28 protein-coding genes are annotated in these 24,477 nt (G+C 38.1%); 11 read left to right on the forward strand and 17 right to left on the reverse strand.

Annotation, left to right across the window (positions count from 1 at the left end; genetic code table 11):
- Window positions 1-181 precede the first annotated feature (181 nt).
- Entirely contained in the window at window positions 182-3,610 is a 3,429-nt protein-coding gene (locus NOX80_RS09265; RefSeq protein WP_256549489.1) for a methylmalonyl-CoA mutase family protein, read from the forward strand.
- A gap of 71 nt (window positions 3,611-3,681) precedes the next feature.
- Here NOX80_RS09265 and NOX80_RS09270 read toward each other — a convergent pair whose 3' ends face one another.
- The 4 genes from NOX80_RS09270 to NOX80_RS09285 all read right to left on the reverse strand — a co-directional run bounded on the left by NOX80_RS09270 (window position 3,682) and on the right by NOX80_RS09285 (window position 8,220).
- Complete coding sequence (locus NOX80_RS09270; RefSeq protein WP_256549490.1) at window positions 3,682-4,758, reverse strand: endonuclease; 1,077 nt, start codon at window positions 4,756-4,758, stop codon at window positions 3,682-3,684.
- A gap of 212 nt (window positions 4,759-4,970) precedes the next feature.
- Window positions 4,971-6,068, reverse strand: coding sequence for an endonuclease (locus tag NOX80_RS09275; protein ID WP_256549491.1), 1,098 nt, complete (start codon window positions 6,066-6,068; stop codon window positions 4,971-4,973).
- Window positions 6,069-6,086: 18 nt separating this feature from the next.
- Entirely contained in the window at window positions 6,087-7,301 is a 1,215-nt protein-coding gene (locus NOX80_RS09280) for an RsmB/NOP family class I SAM-dependent RNA methyltransferase (RefSeq protein WP_256549492.1), read from the reverse strand.
- A 49-nt stretch (window positions 7,302-7,350) separates the two neighbouring features.
- A complete protein-coding gene (locus NOX80_RS09285; protein ID WP_256549493.1) occupies window positions 7,351-8,220 on the reverse strand; it encodes a helix-turn-helix domain-containing protein in 870 nt (289 codons plus the stop codon).
- 103 nt (window positions 8,221-8,323) lie between these two features.
- Here NOX80_RS09285 and NOX80_RS09290 point away from each other — a divergent pair, with 103 nt between their 5' ends.
- Entirely contained in the window at window positions 8,324-8,683 is a 360-nt protein-coding gene (locus NOX80_RS09290; protein ID WP_256549494.1) for a DUF983 domain-containing protein, read from the forward strand.
- 41 nt (window positions 8,684-8,724) lie between these two features.
- Window positions 8,725-9,804, forward strand: coding sequence for a WD40/YVTN/BNR-like repeat-containing protein (locus NOX80_RS09295; RefSeq protein WP_256549495.1), 1,080 nt, complete (start codon window positions 8,725-8,727; stop codon window positions 9,802-9,804).
- Between the two features lie 98 nt (window positions 9,805-9,902).
- Here NOX80_RS09295 and NOX80_RS09300 read toward each other — a convergent pair whose 3' ends face one another.
- The 3 genes from NOX80_RS09300 to NOX80_RS09310 all read right to left on the reverse strand — a co-directional run bounded on the left by NOX80_RS09300 (window position 9,903) and on the right by NOX80_RS09310 (window position 11,405).
- Entirely contained in the window at window positions 9,903-10,349 is a 447-nt protein-coding gene (locus tag NOX80_RS09300) for a sensor of ECF-type sigma factor (protein WP_256549496.1), read from the reverse strand.
- Window positions 10,350-10,353: 4 nt separating this feature from the next.
- Entirely contained in the window at window positions 10,354-10,764 is a 411-nt protein-coding gene (locus tag NOX80_RS09305; protein WP_256549497.1) for a hypothetical protein, read from the reverse strand.
- Window positions 10,765-10,862: 98 nt separating this feature from the next.
- Window positions 10,863-11,405, reverse strand: coding sequence for an RNA polymerase sigma factor (locus NOX80_RS09310; protein ID WP_256549498.1), 543 nt, complete (start codon window positions 11,403-11,405; stop codon window positions 10,863-10,865).
- Window positions 11,406-11,528: 123 nt separating this feature from the next.
- On the opposite strand from NOX80_RS09310, the gene NOX80_RS09315 reads away from it, so the two are divergent.
- Window positions 11,529-12,194 carry an HAD family hydrolase gene (locus tag NOX80_RS09315; protein ID WP_256549499.1) on the forward strand — a complete coding sequence of 222 codons (666 nt, stop codon included), beginning with the start codon at window positions 11,529-11,531 and terminating at the stop codon, window positions 12,192-12,194.
- A 14-nt stretch (window positions 12,195-12,208) separates the two neighbouring features.
- Here NOX80_RS09315 and NOX80_RS09320 read toward each other — a convergent pair whose 3' ends face one another.
- Together NOX80_RS09320 and NOX80_RS09325 are read right to left on the reverse strand one after the other, a co-directional pair.
- Window positions 12,209-13,507, reverse strand: coding sequence for a cryptochrome/photolyase family protein (locus NOX80_RS09320; RefSeq protein ID WP_256553001.1), 1,299 nt, complete (start codon window positions 13,505-13,507; stop codon window positions 12,209-12,211).
- A 19-nt stretch (window positions 13,508-13,526) separates the two neighbouring features.
- Complete coding sequence (locus tag NOX80_RS09325) at window positions 13,527-13,994, reverse strand: SRPBCC family protein (RefSeq protein ID WP_256549500.1); 468 nt, start codon at window positions 13,992-13,994, stop codon at window positions 13,527-13,529.
- A 130-nt stretch (window positions 13,995-14,124) separates the two neighbouring features.
- On the opposite strand from NOX80_RS09325, the gene NOX80_RS09330 reads away from it, so the two are divergent.
- Window positions 14,125-14,970: a DUF2911 domain-containing protein gene (locus NOX80_RS09330; RefSeq protein ID WP_256549501.1), complete on the forward strand. Its 846-nt coding sequence runs from the start codon at window positions 14,125-14,127 to the stop codon at window positions 14,968-14,970.
- 44 nt (window positions 14,971-15,014) lie between these two features.
- Here NOX80_RS09330 and NOX80_RS09335 read toward each other — a convergent pair whose 3' ends face one another.
- Both NOX80_RS09335 and NOX80_RS09340 read right to left on the reverse strand, forming a co-directional pair.
- Window positions 15,015-15,971 (reverse strand): hypothetical protein, encoded by a 957-nt coding sequence (locus NOX80_RS09335; protein ID WP_256549502.1) that lies wholly within the window; start codon window positions 15,969-15,971, stop codon window positions 15,015-15,017.
- A 13-nt stretch (window positions 15,972-15,984) separates the two neighbouring features.
- On the reverse strand, window positions 15,985-16,449 hold the full coding sequence (locus tag NOX80_RS09340; protein WP_256549503.1) for a hypothetical protein: 465 nt from the start codon (window positions 16,447-16,449) through the stop codon (window positions 15,985-15,987).
- A 147-nt stretch (window positions 16,450-16,596) separates the two neighbouring features.
- Here NOX80_RS09340 and NOX80_RS09345 point away from each other — a divergent pair, with 147 nt between their 5' ends.
- The 3 genes from NOX80_RS09345 to NOX80_RS09355 all read left to right on the forward strand — a co-directional run bounded on the left by NOX80_RS09345 (window position 16,597) and on the right by NOX80_RS09355 (window position 19,569).
- On the forward strand, window positions 16,597-17,898 hold the full coding sequence (locus NOX80_RS09345) for a DUF2268 domain-containing putative Zn-dependent protease (RefSeq protein ID WP_256549504.1): 1,302 nt from the start codon (window positions 16,597-16,599) through the stop codon (window positions 17,896-17,898).
- Between the two features lie 74 nt (window positions 17,899-17,972).
- Window positions 17,973-18,332: a YciI family protein gene (locus tag NOX80_RS09350; RefSeq protein ID WP_256549505.1), complete on the forward strand. Its 360-nt coding sequence runs from the start codon at window positions 17,973-17,975 to the stop codon at window positions 18,330-18,332.
- A complete protein-coding gene (locus NOX80_RS09355) occupies window positions 18,310-19,569 on the forward strand; it encodes an RNA polymerase sigma factor (RefSeq protein ID WP_256549506.1) in 1,260 nt (419 codons plus the stop codon). Before NOX80_RS09350 ends, NOX80_RS09355 begins: the two co-directional genes overlap by 23 nt.
- Here NOX80_RS09355 and NOX80_RS09360 read toward each other — a convergent pair.
- The 5 genes from NOX80_RS09360 to NOX80_RS09380 form a co-directional block, all read right to left on the reverse strand.
- Window positions 19,538-20,140: a TetR/AcrR family transcriptional regulator gene (locus tag NOX80_RS09360; protein ID WP_256549507.1), complete on the reverse strand. Its 603-nt coding sequence runs from the start codon at window positions 20,138-20,140 to the stop codon at window positions 19,538-19,540. The two genes, NOX80_RS09355 and NOX80_RS09360, sit on opposite strands and share 32 nt — an antisense overlap.
- 56 nt (window positions 20,141-20,196) lie before the next feature.
- Entirely contained in the window at window positions 20,197-20,880 is a 684-nt protein-coding gene (locus NOX80_RS09365; RefSeq protein WP_256549508.1) for a siderophore-interacting protein, read from the reverse strand.
- Between the two features lie 69 nt (window positions 20,881-20,949).
- Complete coding sequence (locus tag NOX80_RS09370; protein ID WP_256549509.1) at window positions 20,950-21,519, reverse strand: Crp/Fnr family transcriptional regulator; 570 nt, start codon at window positions 21,517-21,519, stop codon at window positions 20,950-20,952.
- Window positions 21,520-21,525: 6 nt separating this feature from the next.
- Window positions 21,526-22,185: a 3,4-dihydroxy-2-butanone-4-phosphate synthase gene (gene ribB / locus NOX80_RS09375; protein WP_256549510.1), complete on the reverse strand. Its 660-nt coding sequence runs from the start codon at window positions 22,183-22,185 to the stop codon at window positions 21,526-21,528.
- Complete coding sequence (locus NOX80_RS09380; RefSeq protein WP_256549511.1) at window positions 22,185-22,406, reverse strand: DUF2798 domain-containing protein; 222 nt, start codon at window positions 22,404-22,406, stop codon at window positions 22,185-22,187. The genes ribB and NOX80_RS09380 overlap by 1 nt, the downstream gene beginning before the upstream one ends.
- 205 nt (window positions 22,407-22,611) lie before the next feature.
- On the opposite strand from NOX80_RS09380, the gene NOX80_RS09385 reads away from it, so the two are divergent.
- On the forward strand, window positions 22,612-22,941 hold the full coding sequence (locus NOX80_RS09385) for a YegP family protein (protein WP_256549512.1): 330 nt from the start codon (window positions 22,612-22,614) through the stop codon (window positions 22,939-22,941).
- 23 nt (window positions 22,942-22,964) lie between these two features.
- On the opposite strand, the gene NOX80_RS09390 is transcribed toward NOX80_RS09385, so the two are convergent.
- Window positions 22,965-23,516 carry a GNAT family N-acetyltransferase gene (locus tag NOX80_RS09390; protein WP_256549513.1) on the reverse strand — a complete coding sequence of 184 codons (552 nt, stop codon included), beginning with the start codon at window positions 23,514-23,516 and terminating at the stop codon, window positions 22,965-22,967.
- A gap of 186 nt (window positions 23,517-23,702) precedes the next feature.
- On the opposite strand from NOX80_RS09390, the gene NOX80_RS09395 reads away from it, so the two are divergent.
- Together NOX80_RS09395 and NOX80_RS09400 are read left to right on the forward strand one after the other, a co-directional pair.
- Complete coding sequence (locus tag NOX80_RS09395) at window positions 23,703-24,215, forward strand: DUF2975 domain-containing protein (RefSeq protein ID WP_256549514.1); 513 nt, start codon at window positions 23,703-23,705, stop codon at window positions 24,213-24,215.
- Window positions 24,216-24,217: 2 nt separating this feature from the next.
- On the forward strand, window positions 24,218-24,424 hold the full coding sequence (locus tag NOX80_RS09400; protein WP_256549515.1) for a helix-turn-helix domain-containing protein: 207 nt from the start codon (window positions 24,218-24,220) through the stop codon (window positions 24,422-24,424).
- Window positions 24,425-24,477 lie beyond the last annotated feature (53 nt).

A 24,477-nucleotide genomic window follows, 5' to 3' on the forward strand; every position in this document is an offset into this window, starting at 1 on the left:
GTTTGTTACAGTTCATATGCCGCTGGTTTTTCAATTATAGTTGTAGTATAATTTAAAATCTCCCGTTTTTTATGTTATAAAAATAGGATAAAACCCTTTTGGAAGATCATCTATTAACAATCGAATCCTTTTTTAATCTTTCAGAATTCACTACATTGCGACCTCAAAATTCAGAATAAAAATGGAACAAGCACAACCTTACCAACCTGTTAATAAAGTTCGTATTGTTACGGCTGCGTCTTTATTTGACGGGCACGATGCGGCTATCAACATCATGCGTAGAATTATTCAGGCTACCGGTGTTGAGGTGATCCACTTAGGACACGACAGAAGTGTGGAAGAAGTAGTAAATACAGCAATCCAGGAAGATGCGAATGCAATTGCGATGACCTCTTACCAGGGTGGACATAACGAATATTTTAAATATATGTACGACCTTTTAAAAGAAAAAGGAGCCGGACATATTAAAATTTTCGGTGGTGGAGGCGGTGTAATCCTTCCGGAAGAAATCAGAGAATTACATGAATATGGAATTACAAGGATTTATTCGCCGGATGACGGTAGAGAATTAGGATTACAGGGAATGATCAACGATTTGGTGCAACGGGCCGATTTCCCGGTTGGAGATAAATTAAACGGTGAGATTAACCATTTGGAGGAAAAAAATCCAACGGCTATTGCCCGCGTGATTTCGTCGGCCGAGAATTTCCCGGAAGTAGCAAAAGAGACATTAGATAAAATTCATCAGAAAAATAAAGAAACTCAAATCCCGGTATTAGGTATTACCGGAACGGGTGGAGCCGGAAAATCATCATTGGTAGACGAATTAGTACGTCGTTTCCTGATTGACTTCCCGGAAAAAACAATCGGTTTGATTTCAGTTGACCCTTCTAAGCGAAAAACAGGAGGTGCCTTGTTAGGAGACCGGATTCGTATGAATGCAATTAACAACCCAAGGGTATATATGCGTTCATTGGCTACACGTCAGTCTAATTTGGCTTTATCTAAATATGTAGCTGAAGCGATTGAAGTATTAAAAGCAGCAAAATATGATTTGATTGTACTGGAAACGTCCGGTATTGGTCAGTCAGATACGGAGATTCTGGAACATTCCGATGTATCTTTGTATGTAATGACACCGGAATTCGGAGCGGCTACACAGTTGGAAAAAATTGACATGTTAGATTTTGCCGACTTGGTAGCGATTAATAAGTTTGATAAAAGAGGGGCTTTAGATGCGATCCGTGATGTTAAAAAACAATACCAGCGTAACCACAATCTATGGGATGTAAATCCGGATGCTATGCCGGTTTTCGGAACGATTGCTTCGCAGTTTAATGATCCGGGAATGAATACGCTTTATAAGTCGATCATGGATAAAATCGTGGAAAAAACAGGAGCGGCATTAGAGTCGACTTTTGAAATTACCCGCGAAATGAGCGAAAAAATATTTGTGATTCCGCCGCATAGAACCCGCTATTTGTCGGAGATCGCAGAAAATAACCGTAAATATGATGAGGTGGCAGCCAGTCAACAGGATGTCGCTCAGAAATTATATGGAATTTTTAAAACGATAGAAACGGTATCCGGTCAGAAACCGGTAATTGATAAATCGGGAATTGAAGAAAGTTCTATTGCTACGCAGGATGAAGATAAAAAGTTATTCTTATCCTTATTGGCAAAAGAGTTTGATCGGGTAAAAATGAATCTGGATCCGTATAACTGGGAAATTATTTTAACCTGGGATGAAAAAGTAAACAAATACAAAAATCCGGTTTACAGTTTTAAAGTTCGGGATAAAGAAATTAAAATCGCAACGCATACGGAAAGTTTATCGCATTCGCAGATACCTAAAGTGGCTTTGCCTAAATATCAGGCCTGGGGCGATATTTTGCGTTGGTCTTTACAAGAGAATGTACCGGGTGAATTCCCGTTTGCTTCCGGTTTATATCCGTTCAAGCGTGAAGGAGAAGATCCGACACGTATGTTTGCAGGTGAAGGAGGACCGGAGCGTACTAACAGACGTTTCCATTATGTAAGTTTGGGAATGCCGGCAAAACGACTTTCTACCGCTTTTGATAGTGTAACATTATACGGTAATGATCCTGGACATCGTCCGGATATTTATGGTAAAATCGGAAATGCCGGGGTATCAATCTGTTGTTTGGATGATGCTAAAAAATTATACTCCGGATTTAATCTGGCGCACCCGATGACATCCGTAAGTATGACGATTAACGGTCCGGCACCGATGTTATTGGGCTTCTTTATGAATGCAGCAATCGATCAGCAATGTGAACTTTATATTAAAGAAAACGGACTGGAGAAAGAGGTTGAAGCTAAAATTGAAGCCATCTATAAGAAAAAAGGCGTTGAACGTCCGCGTTATAATGGTGATTTGCCAAAAGGAAACGACGGATTAGGATTAATGTTGTTAGGAGTTACCGGTGATCAGGTATTGCCGTCGGATGTATATAATGATATAAAAGTAAAAACGTTGTCGCAGGTTAGAGGTACCGTTCAGGCGGATATCTTAAAAGAAGATCAGGCACAAAATACTTGTATTTTCTCTACCGAATTTGCATTGCGTTTAATGGGGGACGTTCAGGAGTATTTTATTACACAAAACGTAAGAAACTTCTATTCAGTTTCCATTTCGGGATATCATATCGCTGAAGCCGGTGCCAACCCGATTACACAGTTAGCTTTTACTTTGGCAAACGGATTTACGTACGTTGAGTACTACCTGAGCCGTGGAATGAATATTAATGATTTCGGACCGAACTTATCATTCTTCTTCTCGAATGGTATCGACCCGGAATATGCCGTAATCGGACGAGTAGCACGTAAAATCTGGGCGAAAGCACTTAAAAATAAATACAGTGCAAATGAAAGAGCACAGATGTTAAAATACCATATTCAAACATCCGGACGCTCATTACACGCACAGGAAATTGATTTTAATGACATTCGTACGACATTACAGGCGTTGTATGCGATTTATGATAACTGTAACTCGTTACATACAAATGCTTATGACGAAGCAATTACGACTCCGACAGAAGAATCGGTACGTCGTGCAATGGCGATCCAGTTAATTATCAATAAAGAACTTGGATTGGCTAAAAATGAAAACCCGATTCAGGGATCCTTTATTATTGAAGAATTGACGGATTTGGTTGAAGAAGCTGTTTTATCCGAATTTGACAGAATAACGGAAAGAGGTGGTGTGTTAGGAGCAATGGAAACAATGTATCAGCGTTCAAAAATTCAGGAAGAAAGTTTGTATTACGAAACATTGAAACATACAGGTGAATTCCCGATTATCGGAGTAAATACATTCCTGAGTTCCAAAGGATCGCCAACTGTTGTGCCGGCTGAGGTAATCCGGGCTACTGAAGAGGAAAAACAATTCCAGATTCATACATTGGAAAATCTTCATAAAGCCAATGCAAATGAAGTTATAAATCAATTGAGTATTATTCAGGAAGCTGCTATTCAGAATGAAAATATATTTGAAAAATTAATGGATGCTGCTAAATATTGCTCATTAGGTCAGATCACTTCGGCTTTGTTTGAAGTAGGAGGACAGTACCGTAGAAATATGTAAACATTGATTGAATTACAATAAAAAAGAGCACCTATTACAGGTGCTCTTTCAGTTATAACTAACCTCGATTATTAATTAATAATTATCTTCTTAGTGGTGGATTGGCTTTCGGAAGAAAGACGTAACAGATAAAAACCTTGTGGCAGATCGTTTAAAGTGTAAACTTCCTGATTGTGCGATGGTTTTTTGATTTGCTGTACGATTTGACCATTAATATTGATCAACTGAATTTCGTCCAGTTCTTTTTCCGAATGAATGTTAATTGTATGGTTGTTTGAAGGATTCGGGTAAATAGAAAGATTGGCGATGGCTTCAAAACTATCCGTAGACAATGTAGGACCCCAGATTATTTGTACGTATTCTGGATGATCAATATATGGGTTACGGTTGTTTTGGCGGGCATAAATAGCATTGTTACGGTCAATTTCTCGTTGACTTACCGGATCTTGTGTATGCCAGGTATATAAAATTCGTAAAAATGTAGTAGTGAAAACCTGGTTGCTGGTACCGTTAAACATCGCGTATGAATAACCGGCTACTGTATTTTCATAACGAGTAGCAAAATAAAAATACATACGGGCGATATCACCTTTAAATTCATCAATTGGTTCGAATACGGTTCCGGTATATCCGGCAGCATAACCACTGTTTGAGGCCGATCCTAATTTTGATCCGTTTGTTGATGTCCAGGTTGCAGTTCCTACAACACCATGTGGCCAGTTGTCTCTTCTGTTGTTTACGTAACCGTCAGTTGGCGGAATGTGGTGCGCATCAGAATACATTGGTGTTTGAGAACCAAAAACGGATTGTGGTATAGTGTGTTCTCTGTTATAACAGGCTCCTTCACCACTATAATTACCACACTGATCGGTTTGATAGGTATAGCTATAAGCATCCGGCCCTGCCGGTTTTTCGGAATAAATATCTAAAATGGTATTGTCATTTTCATAATAGTGGTCACGGTCTGAAGTGCCGTAAGTAACCCAAAGGCCATTATATGTCCTGTCGGTATGACCTTTAATGATGTTGTATAATTGGGTTTTTAAGGTATACCCGGTACCAGTTGCCGAATTGTAATATCCGGCCGGGATCTGGCTAAATCCCAAAAATACCGACATCAATAACGCGGTAGTGTAGAGTTTTTTCATATAGGCAATATTAGGATTCAAATGTAGAATGTTTGCCGTTACAAAAAAAGAATTTTAACTATTTAAAAACTAGTAGTTTACATTTTGAATAAATTTTTTTGTTTTCGTAAGAAAATAAATAATAAACCTGTAACTTTTCGTGATAATTGTAAAATTGTGATATAAAAAAAACCTGCCGGATAGCAGGTTTTGTATAAGTGAAAAAACAACGTTTAGTTGATGATAACTTTTTTCGTCGTACTCATATTTTCAGATGATAATCGTATCAGATAAAAACCTTGCGGTAAGTTCTCCAATGTATATACTTCCTCGTTATGAGCCGGTTTTTTAATTTGTTGAATGAGCTGCCCGTTAATATTGATCAACTGTATTTCGTCCAATTCTTTTTCAGAATAAATATTGATTTTTTGATCCTGAGATGGATTCGGATACACCATTACATTAGCCAATACATCAAAACTATCCGTAGATAGCATACCTGGCCAACGATTTTCAGCAGCCGGTCCGCCCCAAATAACTGTTGCTAAATACGGATTATCGATAAACGGGTTACGATTACCTTGTCCGTACGTATTACTGGCATTACCTAAATAAGTGTTTCTGCGATCTTCATATTCTGAAACCGGATCCTCAGCATTCCATTGTAATAATAAAGCAACCATATTATTGTCTGAAGAGACAGTAGAACCGGTAGCAACATTTTTCGGCAAACAACGGGTTGGGTAGCGTAGGTACATATACATAATCATTCGGGCTACATCACCTTTCCATTCATCGCCCGGATACCATCCGCCGGATACAGATCCTGAATTACCGGAACCCGGTGCAAACTTCAAACTTCCGCGGGCACCGTTACGTTGTACATCAGAAGCACGTAAGTGGTGTGCATCAGCTCCCGGACCGGAAGTTCCTAAATCCGGAGTTCCTAACGATTTAGCAAAAGTGTGTTCGCGGTTCCATTCGCAGGTAGTACCACCTCCGTTACTGTTCTTGTTACGTCTTCTGTGGTCATTATCATCAGAAGAAGAAGAAGGACAAATGTTGTTACTGAAACCGTACAATAATAATACGTTAGTGTTAGACGCATCATTCGGATCAAGATCAATAATTTTGTCTACACTCCAAATGTCATCATAACTCAGTGTCTTAGTATGTGTGCTGGTGATTTTGGTCGCCAACGCACTTTTTAAGTTGTTGCCGGTTACAGTCCAGTTAAAACCGTTATAGTACGGTGTAGCCGGAGCACCTGCTTGTGCGAAGCCCAATAGAGGAAGAAGGGCTAACGCGAGTGAGTAAAATTTGTTCATCATTAAGTTAGTTTATCATTTTTATTGCTTTCGGTTGAAAAGCGCCATATAAAACCCGTCAAATCCGGATTCTGACGCCAGAACCTTAATGTCTTTTACAAATTCAAACTGTTTACCGGATTCGGTTTTTAGAAATTTCTGAACCTGTTCCTGATTTTCAGAAGGTAATACCGAACAAGTTGCGTAAACTAACTTTCCGCCCGGTTTAACTATTTTGGAATAGTTTTCAAGAACTTCTGCCTGAACTTTACGAATGTTGTCAATAAATTCCGGTTGCAGTTTCCATTTACTATCCGGATTTCGTTTTAAAACACCTAAGCCACTACACGGCGCATCGATCAATACGCGATCTGCTTTTTCGTGTAATTTTTTGATCACTTTAGTGCTGTCGATAATGCGGTATTCAATATTAAAAGCACCGTTTCTTTTAGCGCGAAGTTTTAATTGCTTTAGTTTACTTTCATATAAATCCATAGCAATTAACTGGCCTTTATTTTCCATTAATGAAGCCATGTGAAGTGTTTTTCCGCCGGCTCCGGCACAAGTATCAACTACACGCATTCCCGGTTTTACATCAAGGAAACGGGCTACCATTTGAGAAGAAGCGTCCTGTACCTCAAACATACCGTCTTTAAACGCTTGTGTAAGGAATACATTGGCACGTTCTTTTAAAACCAAAGCATCCGGATAATCCGAAACGAATTCTGTTTCGATATCCTGATCCATTAAAATAGCACGTAACTTTTCTTTGGTCGTTTTTAATGTGTTGACACGTAGGATTACTTTGGCCTGCTCATTTTGCGATGCAATTTCTTTTGTCCATAAAGTTTCCCCTAATTCCTGTACACCCAAATCATCCATCCAATCCGGAATAGATTCTCTGAATTTTCTGATTTTTGATAATTCGTCAAAGCGACCTTTTATTTTTCGGGCCGGTGTATTTTCAAAATATTTCCAGTCCGGCAGCGTATAGCCGCGAAGGACAGCCCAAACGGCGAAAACCCGCCATACGTTATCACGATCATAAGGTTCTTTTACCTCTGCTATTTCAGCATAAAGGCGTTTCCAACGTACGATTTCATAAATGGTTTCTGCAACAAACTTACGGTCGTGGCTTCCCCATCTTTTATCTTTTTTTAGGGCTCTTGCCACTACTTTATCGGCATATTCTCCTTCGTTGAAGATAGCCATTATCGAATCAATAACTGTAAAAACTAGGTTTCTGTGTAATCTCATTTGTGTAAAAATCAGCTTGCAAAGATAGTTAATTTATTTACTTACAAGTCTATCTGTACCTGTTAATAAATGAAGAAGGCGTTTCGCCGCATTTTTTTTTGAATAATCTCGAAAAATAAGCATAATCATCATAACCCAGCTGAGCGGCTACTTCGGCAAAATTATTTTTAAAGCGTACCAATTCCCGTTTGGCTTCCAGAAATACCCGATCGAGAATTACATCGGAAGTAGTTTTTCCAACCATTGATTGCGTAATCCGGTTTAAGTGCTTCGGACTTACATTGAGCCATTCGGCATATTGCGAAGGGGATTTTTCGGTCTTATAATGCTTTTCAATTAAACGTTCCAATTCCTGAAAACGCAGTGCATACGGGCTTTGTATTGCAGGACCGGTAGTGTTTTTGTCAATATAAAGACGTGTACTCTCAATATAAATCCGATCGATCAGATTAATGATTTTCTGTGTTTTTAAAACAGCATTGCCTTGATATTCCACTAGAATTTCATTGAAAACGGATGAAAAGTTTTCAGCATTGTCATCAAGGTATAAAAAAGGAGCATTCTGTACACTGTAAAAAAACGGATAATTATTGATTTTGACCCGATTGTAATGTAGGTCATAAAAAGTTTGTGTGTGAAAAAAGATATAACCCCGAATATCTTCTGATAATTCCCAATGATGAGTTTGTCCCGGATTTAGAAAAAAAAGACTTCCGGGTTTAACGGGATACGATGTAAAGTCGATTTCATGAATACCGGTTCCCTGCGTAAAAAGTACAGTCAGGTAAAAGTTGTGCTTGTGTGGTTTATGAATGTTTCGGTGATTGGTAATTATATGGTTTTCAATAGTGTTTGCGTAAAATTCTTTTCTGTTTTCACCGGGTTCAAATTGTTTTATGTCAAGAATAGCGGTTTTCATAAAACGAAATTAGTTTTTTAATATGTCCTAAAAGTACAAAAACTTGTGTGATTCGTCTATAGCTTCTTCGGAAATTCTTGTGAAATTTGTAGAAAAAAAGAATATGTCAGTTATAAAGAACATCGTAACGGAAAAATGTCCTAAATGTCATCAGGGACAGGTTTTTGAAAAAAAAGGAAATATTTTACTTTTTCAAATGCCGAAAATGAATACGCATTGTTCCCATTGTGGGCATAAATTTGAAAAAGAACCGGGTTATTTCTTTGGTTCTATGTTCGTAAGTTATGCTGTGGCTGTGGCCGAAATGGTTGCTTTTTTCCTAATCATCCAGTTTTTTGTGGACAGTTTTGTGACTATCGTGGTACTCATAGGATTGTTATCCATCTGTTTAAGTACATTTAACTTTAGGATGTCGAGAATGCTATGGATGTATTTACTGGATGGTAAAAATAAGCAGTTGTAACGGGAAAATGTTTTGTACATTAGCCTTTTAACGCTGTACGGATGAAAAAAAGGCTGTTTGTAGCAATTGTATGTATTTGCTTTTCCTGTAATAAACTGAAAACATCGACCGGCTCTGTTGAGAATAATCATGTTGCCGAACTTCAAACGGATTTGAAAAATCTGGTTATTGATACATTACTGACCGATAAAATCAGTATTCGGGCTATTACGATTGATAGTAATCGCGTTTGGTATGCCGGAAGTAAAGGGAAATACGGTTATGTAATGCTGGACGGTACTAAAACGTTTAGCGGTCACATTGATAAAGAAACGTTCCAACCGGAATTCAGAAGTATAGCACAAACTAAAGATTACGTTTTTATGATTAGTATTGCCAATCCGGGATTACTATATCGGATAACTAAAGACGGAAAACAGGTGCAATTAGTATATGAAGAAAAAGGGGAGAAGGTCTTTTATGACAGTATGCAGTTTTGGAATGATCAGGAAGGTATAGTTGTAGGAGATCCGACTGAAAATTGTTTCTCATTATTACTAACAAGAGACGGCGGAACCAACTGGAAAAAAATTACTTGTGATCAATTACCGGAATTGAAAGAGGGCGAAGCCTTTTTTGCGGCAAGTAATACGAATATTGTAATAAAAGGAAACGAAACCTGGATGGCTTCAGGCGGAAAACATTCCCGTATTTTTTATTCACCGGATAAAGGAAATACATGGAAAGTATATACCACTCCGATTATTCAGGGAGAAGCAATGACCGGTATTTTTTCAGCTGATTTCTATGATAATGCTATCGGATTTGCCGTTGGTGGAAATTATGAAAAATCGTCCCAGAATCACGGAAATAAAATCAGAACGACTGATGGCGGACGTACATGGAATCGGGTAGCTGAAAATAAAGGATTCGGATATGGATCCTGTGTACAGTTTTTTCCGGATAGTAACGGAAAAGAGTTACTGACAGTTGGAGCAAGTGGCCTGTATTATTCGGCCGATTTCGGTGAAAACTGGAATAAAATTGCAGATTATAATGACTTGTTTACGATTCGTTTCGTCGATCGAAAAACCGTTATTGCTGCCGGAAATAATAAGATATTGCGATTCCGATTTCAATAATAAAAACGATAAATGGCTAATGCGTAAGCGTAGTTGTACGATATAAAAAATGCCCTCAATAGTGTTTACTGAGGGCATTTTTATTTGTTCCTTTTATATTATCGGCCGCGATCTTTCATTTGTCGTAAAAGCTTGCGGTTAAAATCATCTTCTGCTTTTTTGAGTTTCAATATTTTTGTCGGACTCAAAACCGTTTTAAGATCGGCAATAAACTTTAACTTCAGATTAAAAAGTTCTTCCTCGGTATTTTCCATCTGATTTAGAAAAACCAAGGCTTCTTTTTCACTCATCTTATCGATTGCGCCATCGTTCATATTACTTTGGAAAACCCGCATTTTTTTATGACGTAATTCAAACTGTCTCTCGTCGAAAGTGTTGTAAATCGGCCAGAATTTAGTAGCTTCCTCGGTAGTTAAACCTACTTCAGTAGTGATAAAAGCAACTTTTAATTGCTTGATCTGTTCTCTTTTTTCTTTAAAACCCTGTCCGAAAATTGTAGCAGACATCAGTAAAAACAGAAAAGGAAATATTCGTTTTGTAATCATAGTATTATTCATTTAAATAAAGGTCTAAATTGTTGTGATCAGACAGATAAGCTTCTACTGCATCATTATTTAAAACAATCGTTTTTTCCAATGCTTTAATATCACTTTCGTCCAGATGCTGGATAATATCATACGAGTTGACATTAGCCTGCAAATAGGTTTCAACCGTAGTATCGTCTAAACTTTTTACAGAATTTCGCTGACCGTTATAATAAATCGATAAACCGGCGACTAACAGGAATGTGGCGGCGATACTCGACATCCATACGCTGCTACGTTGCCATAACGGAATTACCCGGGCTTTTGGCTGCGGTAATTGCTCCATTATCTGGGTTTCTAACCGGTCAAAATAGTTATCCGGTGTTTTAAATCCGGATCCTATTTTCGGATCGTTCTGTAAATCAAACTTTTTCATTATTCTTATTTTTCGTTCTTCGCTAACACTTTTTGTGAGTTTTAATCGTGTTATTTCCTGTTCCTGTTATTTATTTGACAAAATTCCGCCCCAAAGGTTTAAACGGAATTTAAATATTCTTCAATTTTTTTTACGGCATGATGATAGGAGGCTTTTAATGCTCCGACTGAAGTACCCAAAATCTCCGATATATCTTCGTATTTAAGTTCTTCAAAATACTTCATCTTAAAGACCAATTGTTGCTTTTCAGGCAATATCGCTACCGCTTTTTGTAACTTTAACTGGATTTCATCACCGTCATAATTCACATCAGCTTCAAGTTTACCCACTGCTTTAGATTGTAATTCTTCACTGCTGATACCGGCTTTTCGTGCCCGTTGATTAATAAACGTAATCGCTTCGTTTGTGGCGATACGGTACATCCAGGAAAACAATTTACTTTCACCTTTAAAATTACTCAGATTGTTAAAAACCTTGATAAAGGTATTTTGAAGGACATCATCAGTATCATCATGATCGAGTACAATATTTCGGATATGACGATACAACGGCCGTTGGTATTCGGACAGCAATCTTCGAAACGCTTCATTTTGCGTTTTCGGATCGAGTAACTGACGGATAAAAATAGCTTCGTCCTGCAAAAGCGATTGTTTTTATGGGTAAGACTAAAGATAACCGAAAAAGTTTAATCGATAAAATTCTTTTTCCGCAACCCGAAACGAATAATGGAATAAAGCGTACTTTTGCAAAAACAACAACACGCTATGGTTAAAACCGTAATTTTTGATATGGACGGGGTAATTGTCGATACCGAACCGGTTCATAAATATGCTTACTACAAACACTTTTCGGAATTGGGTATCGAAGTTTCGGAAGAAATGTATGCCTCTTTCACCGGTAATTCGACCCGGAATGTTTTTCAGAAATTAAAAGAAACGTTTCATTTGTCGGATGATGTGGAAGAATTGATCCTGCGAAAACGCTTTCTTTTTAATGATGCTTTTGATACTAAGGAAGATCTGGAATTGATTGAAGGCGTAAAAAAACTGATCATTGATTTGCACGAAAACGGGATGCAACTGATTTTAGCTTCTTCGGCATCGAAAGGAACGATTGAAAGAGTGTTTAACCGATTTGAACTGAATCCGTATTTTACACATAAAGTTAGCGGCGAGGATTTCCCGAAATCAAAACCGCACCCGGCTATTTTTCTTCATGCGGCATCGTTGTCTGTTGCTCCTATCGAACATTGTATTGTAATTGAAGATAGTACCAATGGTGTGAAAGCTTCTAAAGCTGCCGGAATATTTTGTCTGGCTTATAATAGTCCGAATTCTAAATTGCAAGATCTATCGGAAGCAGATTTTGAAATAGGACATTTTGATCAGGTCAATTACGATATAGTATCACAGATAAAAAAGAAAAAATAAAAGCAGCCGTGGGTTTATCCTACGGCTTTTTTATAGGTTGTCAGACATCTTTCGCGTGCCGTTTTATGATCCACAATCGGTAACGGATAAGCAGCTGTTCCCAGTTCCGGGATCCATTTTTTGATATAGTCCAGGTTTTTGTCAAATTTTTTAATTTGCTCGGTAGGATTAAAGATTCTGAAATAAGGCGCGGCATCTACACCGGAACCGGCTGCCCATTGCCAGTTTCCAACATTGCTGGCTTGTTCATAATCGAGAAGTTTCTGCGCAAAATAAGTTTCGCCCCAACGCCAGTCAATCAATAAATGTTTACAAAGAAAACTGGCAACAATCATTCGTACCCGATTGTGCATATGTCCGGTCGCATTGAGTTCGCGCATTCCGGCATCAACAAAAGGATATCCGGTTTTACCGTCACACCATTTCTGAAACAAGGTCTCATCATTACTCCATTGGATGGCATCGTATTTTTCTTTAAAACTGCGATTGACCGTATGTGGGAAATGCCATAAAATTTGCATAAAAAATTCCCGCCAGATCAGTTCGTTCAAAAACGTTTGATTGCGAAATGTAGCAGCAAACCGAGCCATTTGTCGGATACTGACAGCACCAAAGCGAAGATGGGGTCCTAACATTGAAGTTCCTGAAATCGCCGGGAAATTCCGGGTTTCTTCATAGTGTTCGATCAGCTTATCGGAAATGTCATAAGGTTGCATCGCAATTTCAGAACGACGGAACCCGATAGTACCAAGATCCGGAAACGGATAGGAATGCGAAACCAAATTGTTTAATAAAGTTTCCGAAGGATAAAAAGGAAGGTTGGTTTTGTAAAAATGTTCTTTCCACTTTTTTGAATAAGGCGTATAGACAACATAAGGTGTGCCGTCATCTTTTACAATTTCTTTCTTCTCAAAAATCACCTGATCTTTAGCCGTTTTAAACGCAATATCGTTTTCTTTTAATAACGTATATATTGCAGTATCCCGTTTGCGTGCGGAAGGTTCATAATCATGATTGGTATAAACGGTTCGGATCTGATTTTCCGTGATCAGTTTTCGGAATATACTAACCGGTTCCCCATAAAAAACAGCAAGTGATTTCCCTTTTCCGGATAATTGTTGCTGTATTTTTGTCAGCAATTCATAAATAAAGGACACGCGCGCGTCATCGGCCGGTAATTGAGAAAGAATGTCAGTATCAAAAATAAATATGGGAAGTACCGGATTCTCACTGTTCAAAGCGTGAAAAAGACCAATATTGTCCGTGAGGCGTAAATCACGTCGAAACCAGAAAATGTTGATGGTTTGTTGCATGTTGTGTTTTTGCATTAGTTTATTCCGGATATCGGCCGAATAGTTGTTCCAGTTTTTTCTTTCGGAAATCGAAAATAGCATTTAGTTTCGGGCGTACCAAAAACGGATGAAAGAGATTCCCGATAAAACCGAAAGGAACCTTATAATGAATAAGGTCTTCCATTTCGATACCGCCTTCGATTTCACGGAAAAAATGTTTGTGATGCCAAAATTGATACGGACCGAATCGCTGTTCATCCACAAAATAAGCATTTGTTTCCATATGGGTGATTTCAGTTACCCATTGCATCGTTATACCGCGAAACGGACTGATTTTATAATGGATAATTTGTCCGGAAAACATCATACGGTCATCTCCGGATAAAGTTCTGAATTTCATATCGTCCGGTGTAATCGTATTCAGATTCGACGGATCGGAAAAAAAAGCCCAGGCTTCTGCTATAGAAATCGGGAGTTTTTGACGGGTATGTAAAGTATAAAGGCTCATGTTTACAACAAAATTACAAATGTTTGCTTTGATGCCGGATACAATCCGCAACGGTTTTTTCTTTTACATTAAAATTAACATTTTAAGTGCCTTTTTTTAGTATTTTCGTCTGAAAATAAACAAAATAATTATGAAGAGAATTATTATAACTGCGGCTTTTTTTATAGCAACTTTAGCTATTGAGGCTCAGGTAAAAACACCACAAGCCAGTCCTAAAGCAGAAATAGAGCAGGTAGTGGGATTAACGCAGGTAGAATTGGATTATTCGCGTCCGACAGCTAAAGGGCGTGGTGTATTCGGAGAATTGGTTCCTTACGGAAAAGTATGGAGAACCGGTGCGAATGCTAATACAACCGTTTCATTTAGCGATGATGTTGTTATTGACGGTAAAACGTTGAAAAAAGGAAAATATGCATTATATACGTTACCGAAAGCAGATTCATGGGACGTTATTTTCTATACGGAAACGAATAACTGGGGAACACCTCAGAAATGGGATGATTCAAAAGTTGCGTTACGTACAACTGTAAAACCGGAAACTTTAGGAAGAAAAGTAGAAACGTTTACAATTACGGTTAACAATATTGATAATGATTTCGGAAGCCTTGAAATTTCATGGGAGAAAACATTAATCGCAGTTAAATTCGGAGTGCCTACTCAGAAAGCAGCGATGAAAAGTATCGAAGATGCATTGGCCGGACCAAAAGCGGATGATTATTTCTCAGCTGCACAATATTACTATCAGTCAGGTGCTGATATGAATAAAGCATTAGACTGGGTAAATAAAGCTATCGGTGGAAAACCGGAAGCACCTTTCTGGTATTTACGTTTAAAATCGTTAATTCAGGCAAAACTGGGTGATAAAAAAGGAGCTATCGAAACAGCTAAATTATCACAGGCAGGTGCTGAAAAAGAGAATAATGCTGACTATGTGAAAATGAATAAAGATTCAATTTTAGAATGGTCTAAAAAATAATACCGCTTTTAGCGAACGGAAGCCGACTTTTAAGTCGGCTTTTTTTATGACTTTTTTAGTTGATCAAGACTCTTGATATAGGTTTTAATCAACGCCAGCCCATTGGGATCGGTGATGGTAGTGCCAAGCTTAGGCATATGTAATTCACCCGAAGTTTCCATACGGAATAGAATGTTTAATCGTTGACGGGCAATACCTGTTTTTTTATATGGGATTTCATAGGCTAAATACAAATTTTTAAAACCTGCCATTCCGGATGGATTATGACAATGGGCACAATTAATGTCCATATAAGCCCGCGCTCGTTTTTCTAAAGATTCCGTCGGATCATTATAATCCGGTAGTTTAGTATTGATGCTTTGCTTTGTGATACGTTGTTTACGGTGCAGATAATCCAATTGCGAAACCGTTTCGCCGTTTCGGATAACCATTCTGTTCAGATTACGAATCTTGGGTCCGATGGGTTGTAGCGTTCCGTTGTGCCGATGACAAGCTGTACATTCCGCTTCTGAAGGAATAGTATAGTGTATCGTTGCTTTATTTTTTCGTTTTACAGCTACGGTTGCGCCCTTTGAGATTAAGTAGGCTTCTGTTTGTGTAGCATTCCATTGATAGGTAGCCGCATTCCATTGCTCATTTTTTAAATACAATACCCGGGTTTCTATAATTTGTCCTTCGTAGTAAAAAGTTTTGGCTAGTAAAGATTCTTCCGGAAATTGAGGCAGTCCGCCATCAACGTTTTTGAGTTTGGTGCCTTTCGGTAGTCTTAAAAGACGTTGTTTTTCAGCATGATCGGTAAATAGCGTACTGTTTAATTCCAGTTGCTCAATACTATCATTAGGAATCAGATCTTGTAACGAACCTTTAAACAATCGTAATTCGGATAAACGATTCGGAAATTGATAATTGTTAGTTATCGGGCGATGGTATTGCCTACCCAAATAGGCTATTCCTATTGCTATAAGAAGCAGACCAATTACAATCGGTTTGGATGATCGCATTCGGATTAAAGTTTTAGAAAGGACGTAGTAACGGACGGGAAGCCAACGGTGAAAAAGGCCATGGAATGGCAATAAAAATCAGTACTAATCCCAGTGTAAACCAGGTCAACATCGTTCTGTATTTTTGAGTGTCGTCGGTTTGTCGCTTTGCTTTCGCGGAACCGATCGAAATAAAAAGAATCGCTATAAACATCAGTATGATATGAATGACCCCGAAAAATAAGGCTTCCGTATTCAAATTTCCGGATTTATAAGTATCATAAAAGTACGATACAAACGGACTCTGCGTATACAACAGCATTCCGATTACTAGCTGAATATGCGATATCGTAGCTGTCCAATGGCGTAAGTGATTCACGCTTTTACTAAACGCCGACTTTTTTATATATCCGAAAGCAGCTACGCCTATGGCTAGTAAGAGTGAAAGCAATACGAACCATCGAAATAAAGAATGAAGTGATAAAAGTATAGGATACATACTGTTTTATTTTGTCTGACAAAGGTATCTAAAAAAACATACTAATTAGTATGTTTTTTTGATTTAAATACAGAAATGAAAGAAAATACGTTCTTGATCATATAAAACGATACGAGTAGAGTATCTTTAAAAAATTAATTTTAGAAGATGAAAAAAACGTTATTCTCCTGTTTATGTCTGTTTATGCTTTCAGAATCGTATGCACAGAAAGCTAAGAATGATATTATTACAACAGATATTGATCATTTTTGGGAAGCGTATGATGCTATACTGGCAACAAAAGATAGTGCCCGCCAATATGAATTACTGCAAAAATTATATTTAGATAAAGGAACGGATGGATTAAAGTACATCCGGCAACGACGACGTTATACGGCTAAAGATTATATAGATGCCATTAATAAATATCCGGCGTTCTGGAAATCAATCCGAAAAAATACCAATAGCGTTGCTAAACTTAGTCCGAAAATATTAAAGGATATTGCACGCTTAAAAGAAGCTTATCCGGAATTGCAACCGTCTCCGATTTATTTTACGGTAGGGGCGTTTCGAACGAACGGTACGATTTCTAATCACAATGTATTGATCGGAAGTGAAATGGCTCTGGCGGATAAAAGTGTCAATGCAACGGAACTTCCGGAACATTTACAGGCATTTTATACGACCTTAAATCCGATAGATGATATTGCGCTTTTGTGTACACATGAATATGTACATACACAACAAAAAGAAATGACCGATAAGTTATTGTATTATTGTTTGTATGAAGGAGTCGCAGAATTTGTATCCACTAAAGTTACCGGAAAACCGTCTTACACGCCGGCAATTGAATTTGGAAAAAAGAACGAAGCACGTGTTAAAGCTCGTTTCGAAAAAGACATGTATCAAATTGACAATGCGTATAACTGGCTTTGGGGAACAAATCGGAATGAATTAAAAGAACGGGATCTGGGCTACTATATCGGATACTCGATTTGTGAAAACTATTACAATCAGGCAAAAGATAAGAAAAAGGCAATCAAAGAGATGATCGAACTGGATTATAACAATGAAGCGCAAATGGATGCCTTTGTAGATCAAACCGGATTCTTTTCCCGTACTGTAAAACAGATCAGTGAAGATTATGAGAAAATGAGGCCAACGGTTACTGAAGTAAAACCTGCTGCTAGCGGAAAAGATCTTATTCCGGCCGGTCGGATCACTGTTACATTGACATTCTCTGAAGAAATGGATAAAAATTTCAGAGGATTTGATTTCGGACCACTTGGAAAAGAGCATGTTTTGTTAGTCGATAAAATAATCGGTTTTTCAGAAGACGGGCTTTCCTTTAGCTTTGAAACCAAACTCGAACCCGGTAAGCAGTATCAGTCTACGGCAACCGCAAGATTTCGAAATAAAGACGGCATTATGATGCGTCCTTTCCTGATTGATCTTACAACAGCAAAATAATTATAAAAAATTGTCCTTTTTCTAAAAGTTCAATTGTCATACATACGGATAACAATAATTTAAAAACGAATGTTATGAAAGAATTTTTAATGCTGATCCGCGAAAGTGTGGATTACGGAAATTTTTCTGCTGAGGAAATGCAGGAAGATATTGAAAAACATATGGAATGGGTGGCTTCGTTAGCCGATAAAGGACACTTTAAAGAGGGAAATCCGCTTGAAGCTGAAGGATGCTGTATTCGCGGAAAAGAACGGATCATCACAGACGGGCCTTATATTGAAACAAAAGAATGCATCAGCGGATTTTATTTTCTACTGGCGCATTCACTGGAAGAAGCACGGGAAATCGCAAAAGGATGTCCGTCATTAGAACTCGGAGCAATGGTGGAAATCCGACCGGTTATGGCTACTGATGATGAAGCATTCGGAGGATAAACAACCGATTAATCACTTAACGGCACATCTTTTCCGTGAAAATGCGGGAAAGATGACAGCCGTATTGTCCCGATGGTATGGAATTGAAAACCTGGATTGTATTACCGATGCGATACAGGATACTTTTGAATCGGCTATTTTAAAATGGCGGTATTCCGGAGTGCCGGATAATCCTGCTGCCTGGCTCATGAGGGTCGCCCGCAATACGACCATTAACCAACTGAAACGGAACCGCAAAACGACTTCGTTAACCGAAATTGATAATATCAAAAAAACAGAACCGGATGTTGTTTTTTCAGATCATGAAATAACAGATAGTCAGTTTTGTTTGTTACTGGCTTGTTGTCGGTTGGAATTGTCTGTTCAAAAGCGAATTATCATTACGTTACATATTCTTTGTGGTTTCGGAACCAAAGAAATTGCAAATGCCTTATTGATGTCGGATGATGCCATTAAAAAAGCGTTATACCGCGCTAAAGCGGATCTGAAAAATAAACAGCAATTATTTGTAAATCCGGGGCAACAGGATATACAGACTCATATCACGTTACTACATACCTTGTTGTATCTTTTGTTTAACGAAGGATATAAAGTAACAAACGGAAAAACAGGAATTAATACCGATTTGTGTTATGAAGCGATTCGGCTGCTAAAAATGGTTCGGGAATATGATCCGACGCATACAGAAACAAACGGACTGCTGGCGTTGTTGTTTTTTACAATTGCCCGATTTCCGGCGCGTATGACTACAACCGGCGAATGGCTTACGTTGGCGGAGCAGGACCGAAACTTATGGAATGATAAATTGATAGCGGAAGGCTTTTATTATTTAAATCACGCTCGTCCGGAAAAGGAGTTAAATGCCTATTACCTGGAAGCTTTGATCGCTTCGTTACATTGTACTGCTCCGAATTTTGATCAAACCAACTGGACACAAATTGTTTATCTGTATCGTCAGTTGGAAGTACTACAGCCCGATTCCGTCTTGTTACGCCTTAATCGGATCGTCGCTGAAATGCATGTTGAGATGAACTTTGAATTATTGGAAGCAATAGACCGGTTGGAAACGTTACTAACCAACGAAGATCGTTTTGTATTCCTGACGGCTAAAGCTTACGGCTATAAAAAACTGGACGATACCATAATGGCGGCCAATTGGTATCGTGAAGCATTGTCTTATGCCAAAACGGAAATAGATAGGACCTTTATACTGAAAAAGTTGGCTTCAGATCAGTAAGGTAATTTTTTAATTCTTCCAGATAAAGTGCATAGCAGGAAATTCCTTCCAGTTTACCGATATTACGGATTCCGCCGTAACCGGTCATTATAAACAATGCGATTTGCTGCGGATTGCGATCAGGACGAATTGTCTGCTGTTGTTGCTCCGATACAAGACAATCGGTAATAGCAGTTCTCCAGTCGGTCATTAAAACTGAAAGTGCTTTTCGAAATGTTTCGTTTAAAGGCGCCATTTCTTCAATCAGATTAAATGCCGGACAGCCATAACGCACATCAAAGAAATCGGTGTCATGTAACAAATCACACATCATATTGTAAATTGCTTCCAACGGTTTTTCAGTTTGTTGTAAAGGACGTAGCATCACTTCATACATATTGGGGCGCATATACTCATTGATTAACGCGACAGCCATCTCATCTTTATTTTTAAAATGATAATAAAAGGCACCTTTCGTTACCTGAGTAGTCGCAATAATGTCATCAATACTCGTTGCCTGATACCCTTTTCTGTAAATCAGTTCAAAGGATTTTTGGAGAATGGACATACGGGTTTGGGCTGCTTTCGACATAGATAGACGGATCTGATAAGCGAATGTACTATAAAAATAAGAATGTGCCAATATCATTATCGCCAGAATGCCTTAACGCGCAGGTCTTCCGGATTCCAATTCTTTTCATTTCTGAAATAGTATTTGATTAGTTGACATACTTCCGGTGCACCGGTTATATAGGCCAATCGCTTTTCGTTGAAATCAGGAAGTAGTAAAGCCATTTTAGAGGTTATAGCTTCCGGATCAAAAGGAGAAAAAATATGATAATCAAAAGGGAAACTCCCGTCAATATCAGGAAAAATATCCCGCTGGTGTGGTGCATAGATAAAACTAAAAACAGTTTTACCCACCGGTAAATTACGGTTGATTTCATATAGATGCGAAAGTGCTGTTATATCACCGATCATGACATAATTATCGGCACTTTCATCGATAAGAAGTTTTCCCCGTGGTGTTTTAAAATAAACCGTATCTCCGGCTTCCAGTGTGTGAACCCAATGCGCTCCTTTACCGTTTGAAAAAGTGCAAATGGCTACATCAATACTATTTTGAACCGGTTCGTAATTCCAGATACTGTATTTACGGTGTTCTATATGTTGATCATCTATAAAAAGTTCAATTGTAAAGCCCGGAATGTATTCCATTTCAGCGAAATAAGGACTTGTTATTTTAAGATGAAAAGTATGTCGGGTTATCCGTTGTATACTTTTAATAAACCCTTTACAGGGTACTTCTGAGCTGTTTTTCTCGTTTGCCATACTAATGTTTTTAATAAGGCAAATTTGCAATATGGTCTCCGGCTAAACATTGACCTGAATCAAAAACGATTATATTTTGGATTTTAAACGACTTAACGTTTCCTGTGAAATGTTGAGGTAGGAGGCCACCATTTTATTGGATAAACGATTAACCAATTTCGGATTGATAGCCAGTAGCTCGCGGTACCGTTCTCCGGCATCCATTGTGATAAACGACATAAGGCGGTTGGTATTGTTCACATAAGCCATTTCGAGATAATGCCGGTAAAATTTTTCCCAAACCGGAATTTCTTCCAGTAAAGTATAAAAATCCTGTTGTGTGATATAGAGCAATTCGGTCTGTTCCAATGCCTGAATATATTCCAAAGAGGGTTTGTTTGTAATAAAACTAACCAAAGCAGTTGCAAAATTATTTTCAAAAGCAAGATAACGGGTAGCATCCTGACCATCTTCATTGATAAAAAAGATGCGTAAACAACCTTGGCCAACGAAAAACATCCGTTGGCTGGTTTGTCCGTTTGTAACCAGAAGTTCGTTTTTTTTTGGTTTTAACGGTTTAAAAAACGATAAAATGGTTGTAAGTTCGGTATCGGTAACAGCAATTTCTTTTGAAATATAATCCGCTAATTGTGAATACATCTTTATTTAATAGTCGGTTACAAATTTACGGTAATAGTAGATATCTTCGATCGATAGGACAATCAATTGCTGTTCGAGGGCAAAATCAATAATCTCCGGTAAGCGCGAAACCGTTCCGTCCGGATTGGTCAGTTCGCACAAAACCGCTTCCGGACGCAAGCCGGATAATTTCATTAAATCGATACTGCCTTCGGTATGGCCGTTTCTTCCGAGAACACCTGAATCATTGGCTCTTAACGGAAAAATATGCCCCGGACGAGCCAGATCTGTCGGTAACGCTTTCGGGTTACTGGCTGTACGAATTGTTTGTATACGATCGGAGGCAGAGATACCTGTTGTAATTCCTTTTTTAGCTTCTATTGTTATCGTAAACGGTGTTTGGTATTTACTGGAATTAGCGGTTACCATATAGGGTAATTCCAGAGCGTCTGCTTTTTCGTTGGTCAGGCATAAACAAACGATTCCGCTACAGGAACGAAGCATTAATGCCATATCGCAAACAGTCATATGCTGTGCCGGAAAGATAAGATCCCCTTCGTTTTCACGATTCTCATTGTCAATCAGTAAAATACCTTTTCCGTTTTGTAAAGCATTGATAGCATTTTCCACGCGAACTTTACTTGTTGTGCCAAACGGATGCAATGCGGTAAGTGTAGCGGTCGTCATTATTTTTCGGTAAATTTTTCCGCCAATTTTCGGGCTTTCGGTATAATAATAAAGGCAGCGAGATAGGCAACCGGAAGCATTACGCTCCAGGCTTTTAAAAATTTAAAAAACCAATCTTCTCCAAAACCATAGTTGCGAATCAATCCTACAAACGCCATAATAAGTGTCATCGGAATGACCACAAAAAGGGTGTTGATGTACTTAAAATACTCTTTTTTCATTTTATTTTTTTTTAAAATTATTATGGCACAAAATTGAAACAAGCGGATGTTTAAAACATTGACATGAATCAAAAAACGAACAAGAGAAAAGAAATACACAAAAGGGTATCGGCATTTTGTTTTTTTATGGAAATCCGTACTATTTATAGTATATTGTGATATACTATTGTAGATGTTTACTAGTTTAACTTAAAGCCAATAAAAAATGGGAAAATTTGTAATTACAAAAAGAAAAAATGACGAATTTCAATTTGATTTAAAAGCCGGAAACGGACAGACAATTCTAACCAGCGAAGGTTATACTGCTAAAGCGGGTTGTACAAATGGTATCGAATCCGTACGGAAAAATGCGCAACTGGATGAACGTTTCGAACGTAAAACGTCATCTAACGGGAAACCGTTTTTTAATCTGAAGGCGTCCAACGGGCAAATTATCGGAACAAGCGAAATGTATGAATCCGTAGCAGCACGTGATAACGGAATTGAATCCGTAAAAAAGAATGCTCCGGATGCAACTGTAGAAGATTTATCGTAATGAAGAGTATAAAACCGTCTGTTTCAGGACGGTTTTTTTATAGTATTCCAAACGGTAGCGTTAATCCGGAAAATCTGTACCGGCATTTCCATAAACTCAGTAGTTTTATCTATTTGCATCCCATTTTGAAAGGCCACTTTTTGAGAATCGGTATTGTGAATATTGATAATCGAAATAACGCTTCCTGCTTGTTCTTTTTCAAAAGCAAAATCCCTGCATTTTTGAGCCGCTTCCGATGCATAGCCTTTCCCCCGATGTTCCGGTAAAATGGAATACGTTACTTCTAATTCCAGGATACCGTCAATATTACGAACAATAAGTCCGCTTTGACCGACTATAATTCCGGTCGCTTTTTCCGTTACAATATAAGCACCGCCGAGATTGTTTTTATAGCGCTCGAAAGTAAGATTCAGCCAATAGCGGCATCGTTCTTCCGCAGTAGCAATAGCCGTCATTCCCAGATTTTGGATGACAGTTTCATCACTGTAAAACGGCAACCACATTTCAAAATCATCTTCTGTTACTTTCCGAAAGGATAAACGCTCGGTGGTGGCGCCTTCTAAGTTATGTCGCATGTTTAAGTGTCGTATTTGTTTCGTTGTCCTGCTAATTTTTGAAGTAACTAAAATAGGAAAAAAGGCAGTCAGGTCGTTAGGAACTCTTCCTTAATATTTAATATGTATATTTTTAAATTATTATTTTGTAGTTATAAATTATTGTTTTACGATAATTAATTATATATTTGCGTAAAATAATTTAAGATGAAAAAAGTGCGCTTACTCGCTACGACCTTGTTTTATATAACACGGACAGCAGCAATTCCTTATTTGCTTACCGCATTGTATTGTGTGATCTGTTTTGTATTAGGTACGGTACAATACACCGAAGGCGGGGAACGTTTTATTATTCATTATCCTTTTACTCAAAAACGATATTTGTTGGGAGATAGTACGGAATTTTACTATATCTTCGAAATGATTGCCTTTATAGGACTCTATGGCGTATTTTTCTGGTTGCTCGGGACTGTTTTTGATGCCTTTCGTCAACCCAGGCTTTTTACGGAAAAGAATGTCGGCCGACTCAAACTTTTTTATACGCTGAATTTTATTGTTCCGTTACCGTTTTTGATCGGACATCTATGGTATTCCTATGAAGTAAGCCTATTGATCAGTTTAACCTTTTTACATTTTGTAATCGGTATTTTTGCCTATTTTATGGCTGCCATTTTCGAACAAGGACTTAACTTGCAAGCCGAACAGGACTTATATATATAACCATGCCTATTATTGTAAATATCGATGTGATGCTTGCCAAACGAAAAATGCAAAGCAAAGAATTAGCTGAAATCTTAGGGATTACACAAGCTAATTTATCCATTTTAAAAACAGGAAAGGCAAAAGGATTCCGCTTTGAAACGCTGGAAGCCATCTGTAAAGCTTTAGATTGTCAGCCGGGCGATATACTGGAATACAGGGAAGCATAACATCATCTTAACAGCTCTTTTAAAAAAAAATACACCTATACAGGTGCCGGGCT

This window comes from Flavobacterium cerinum (genome assembly GCF_024496085.1).
In the GTDB taxonomy this organism is placed as follows: Bacteria; Bacteroidota; Bacteroidia; order Flavobacteriales; family Flavobacteriaceae; genus Flavobacterium; species Flavobacterium cerinum_A.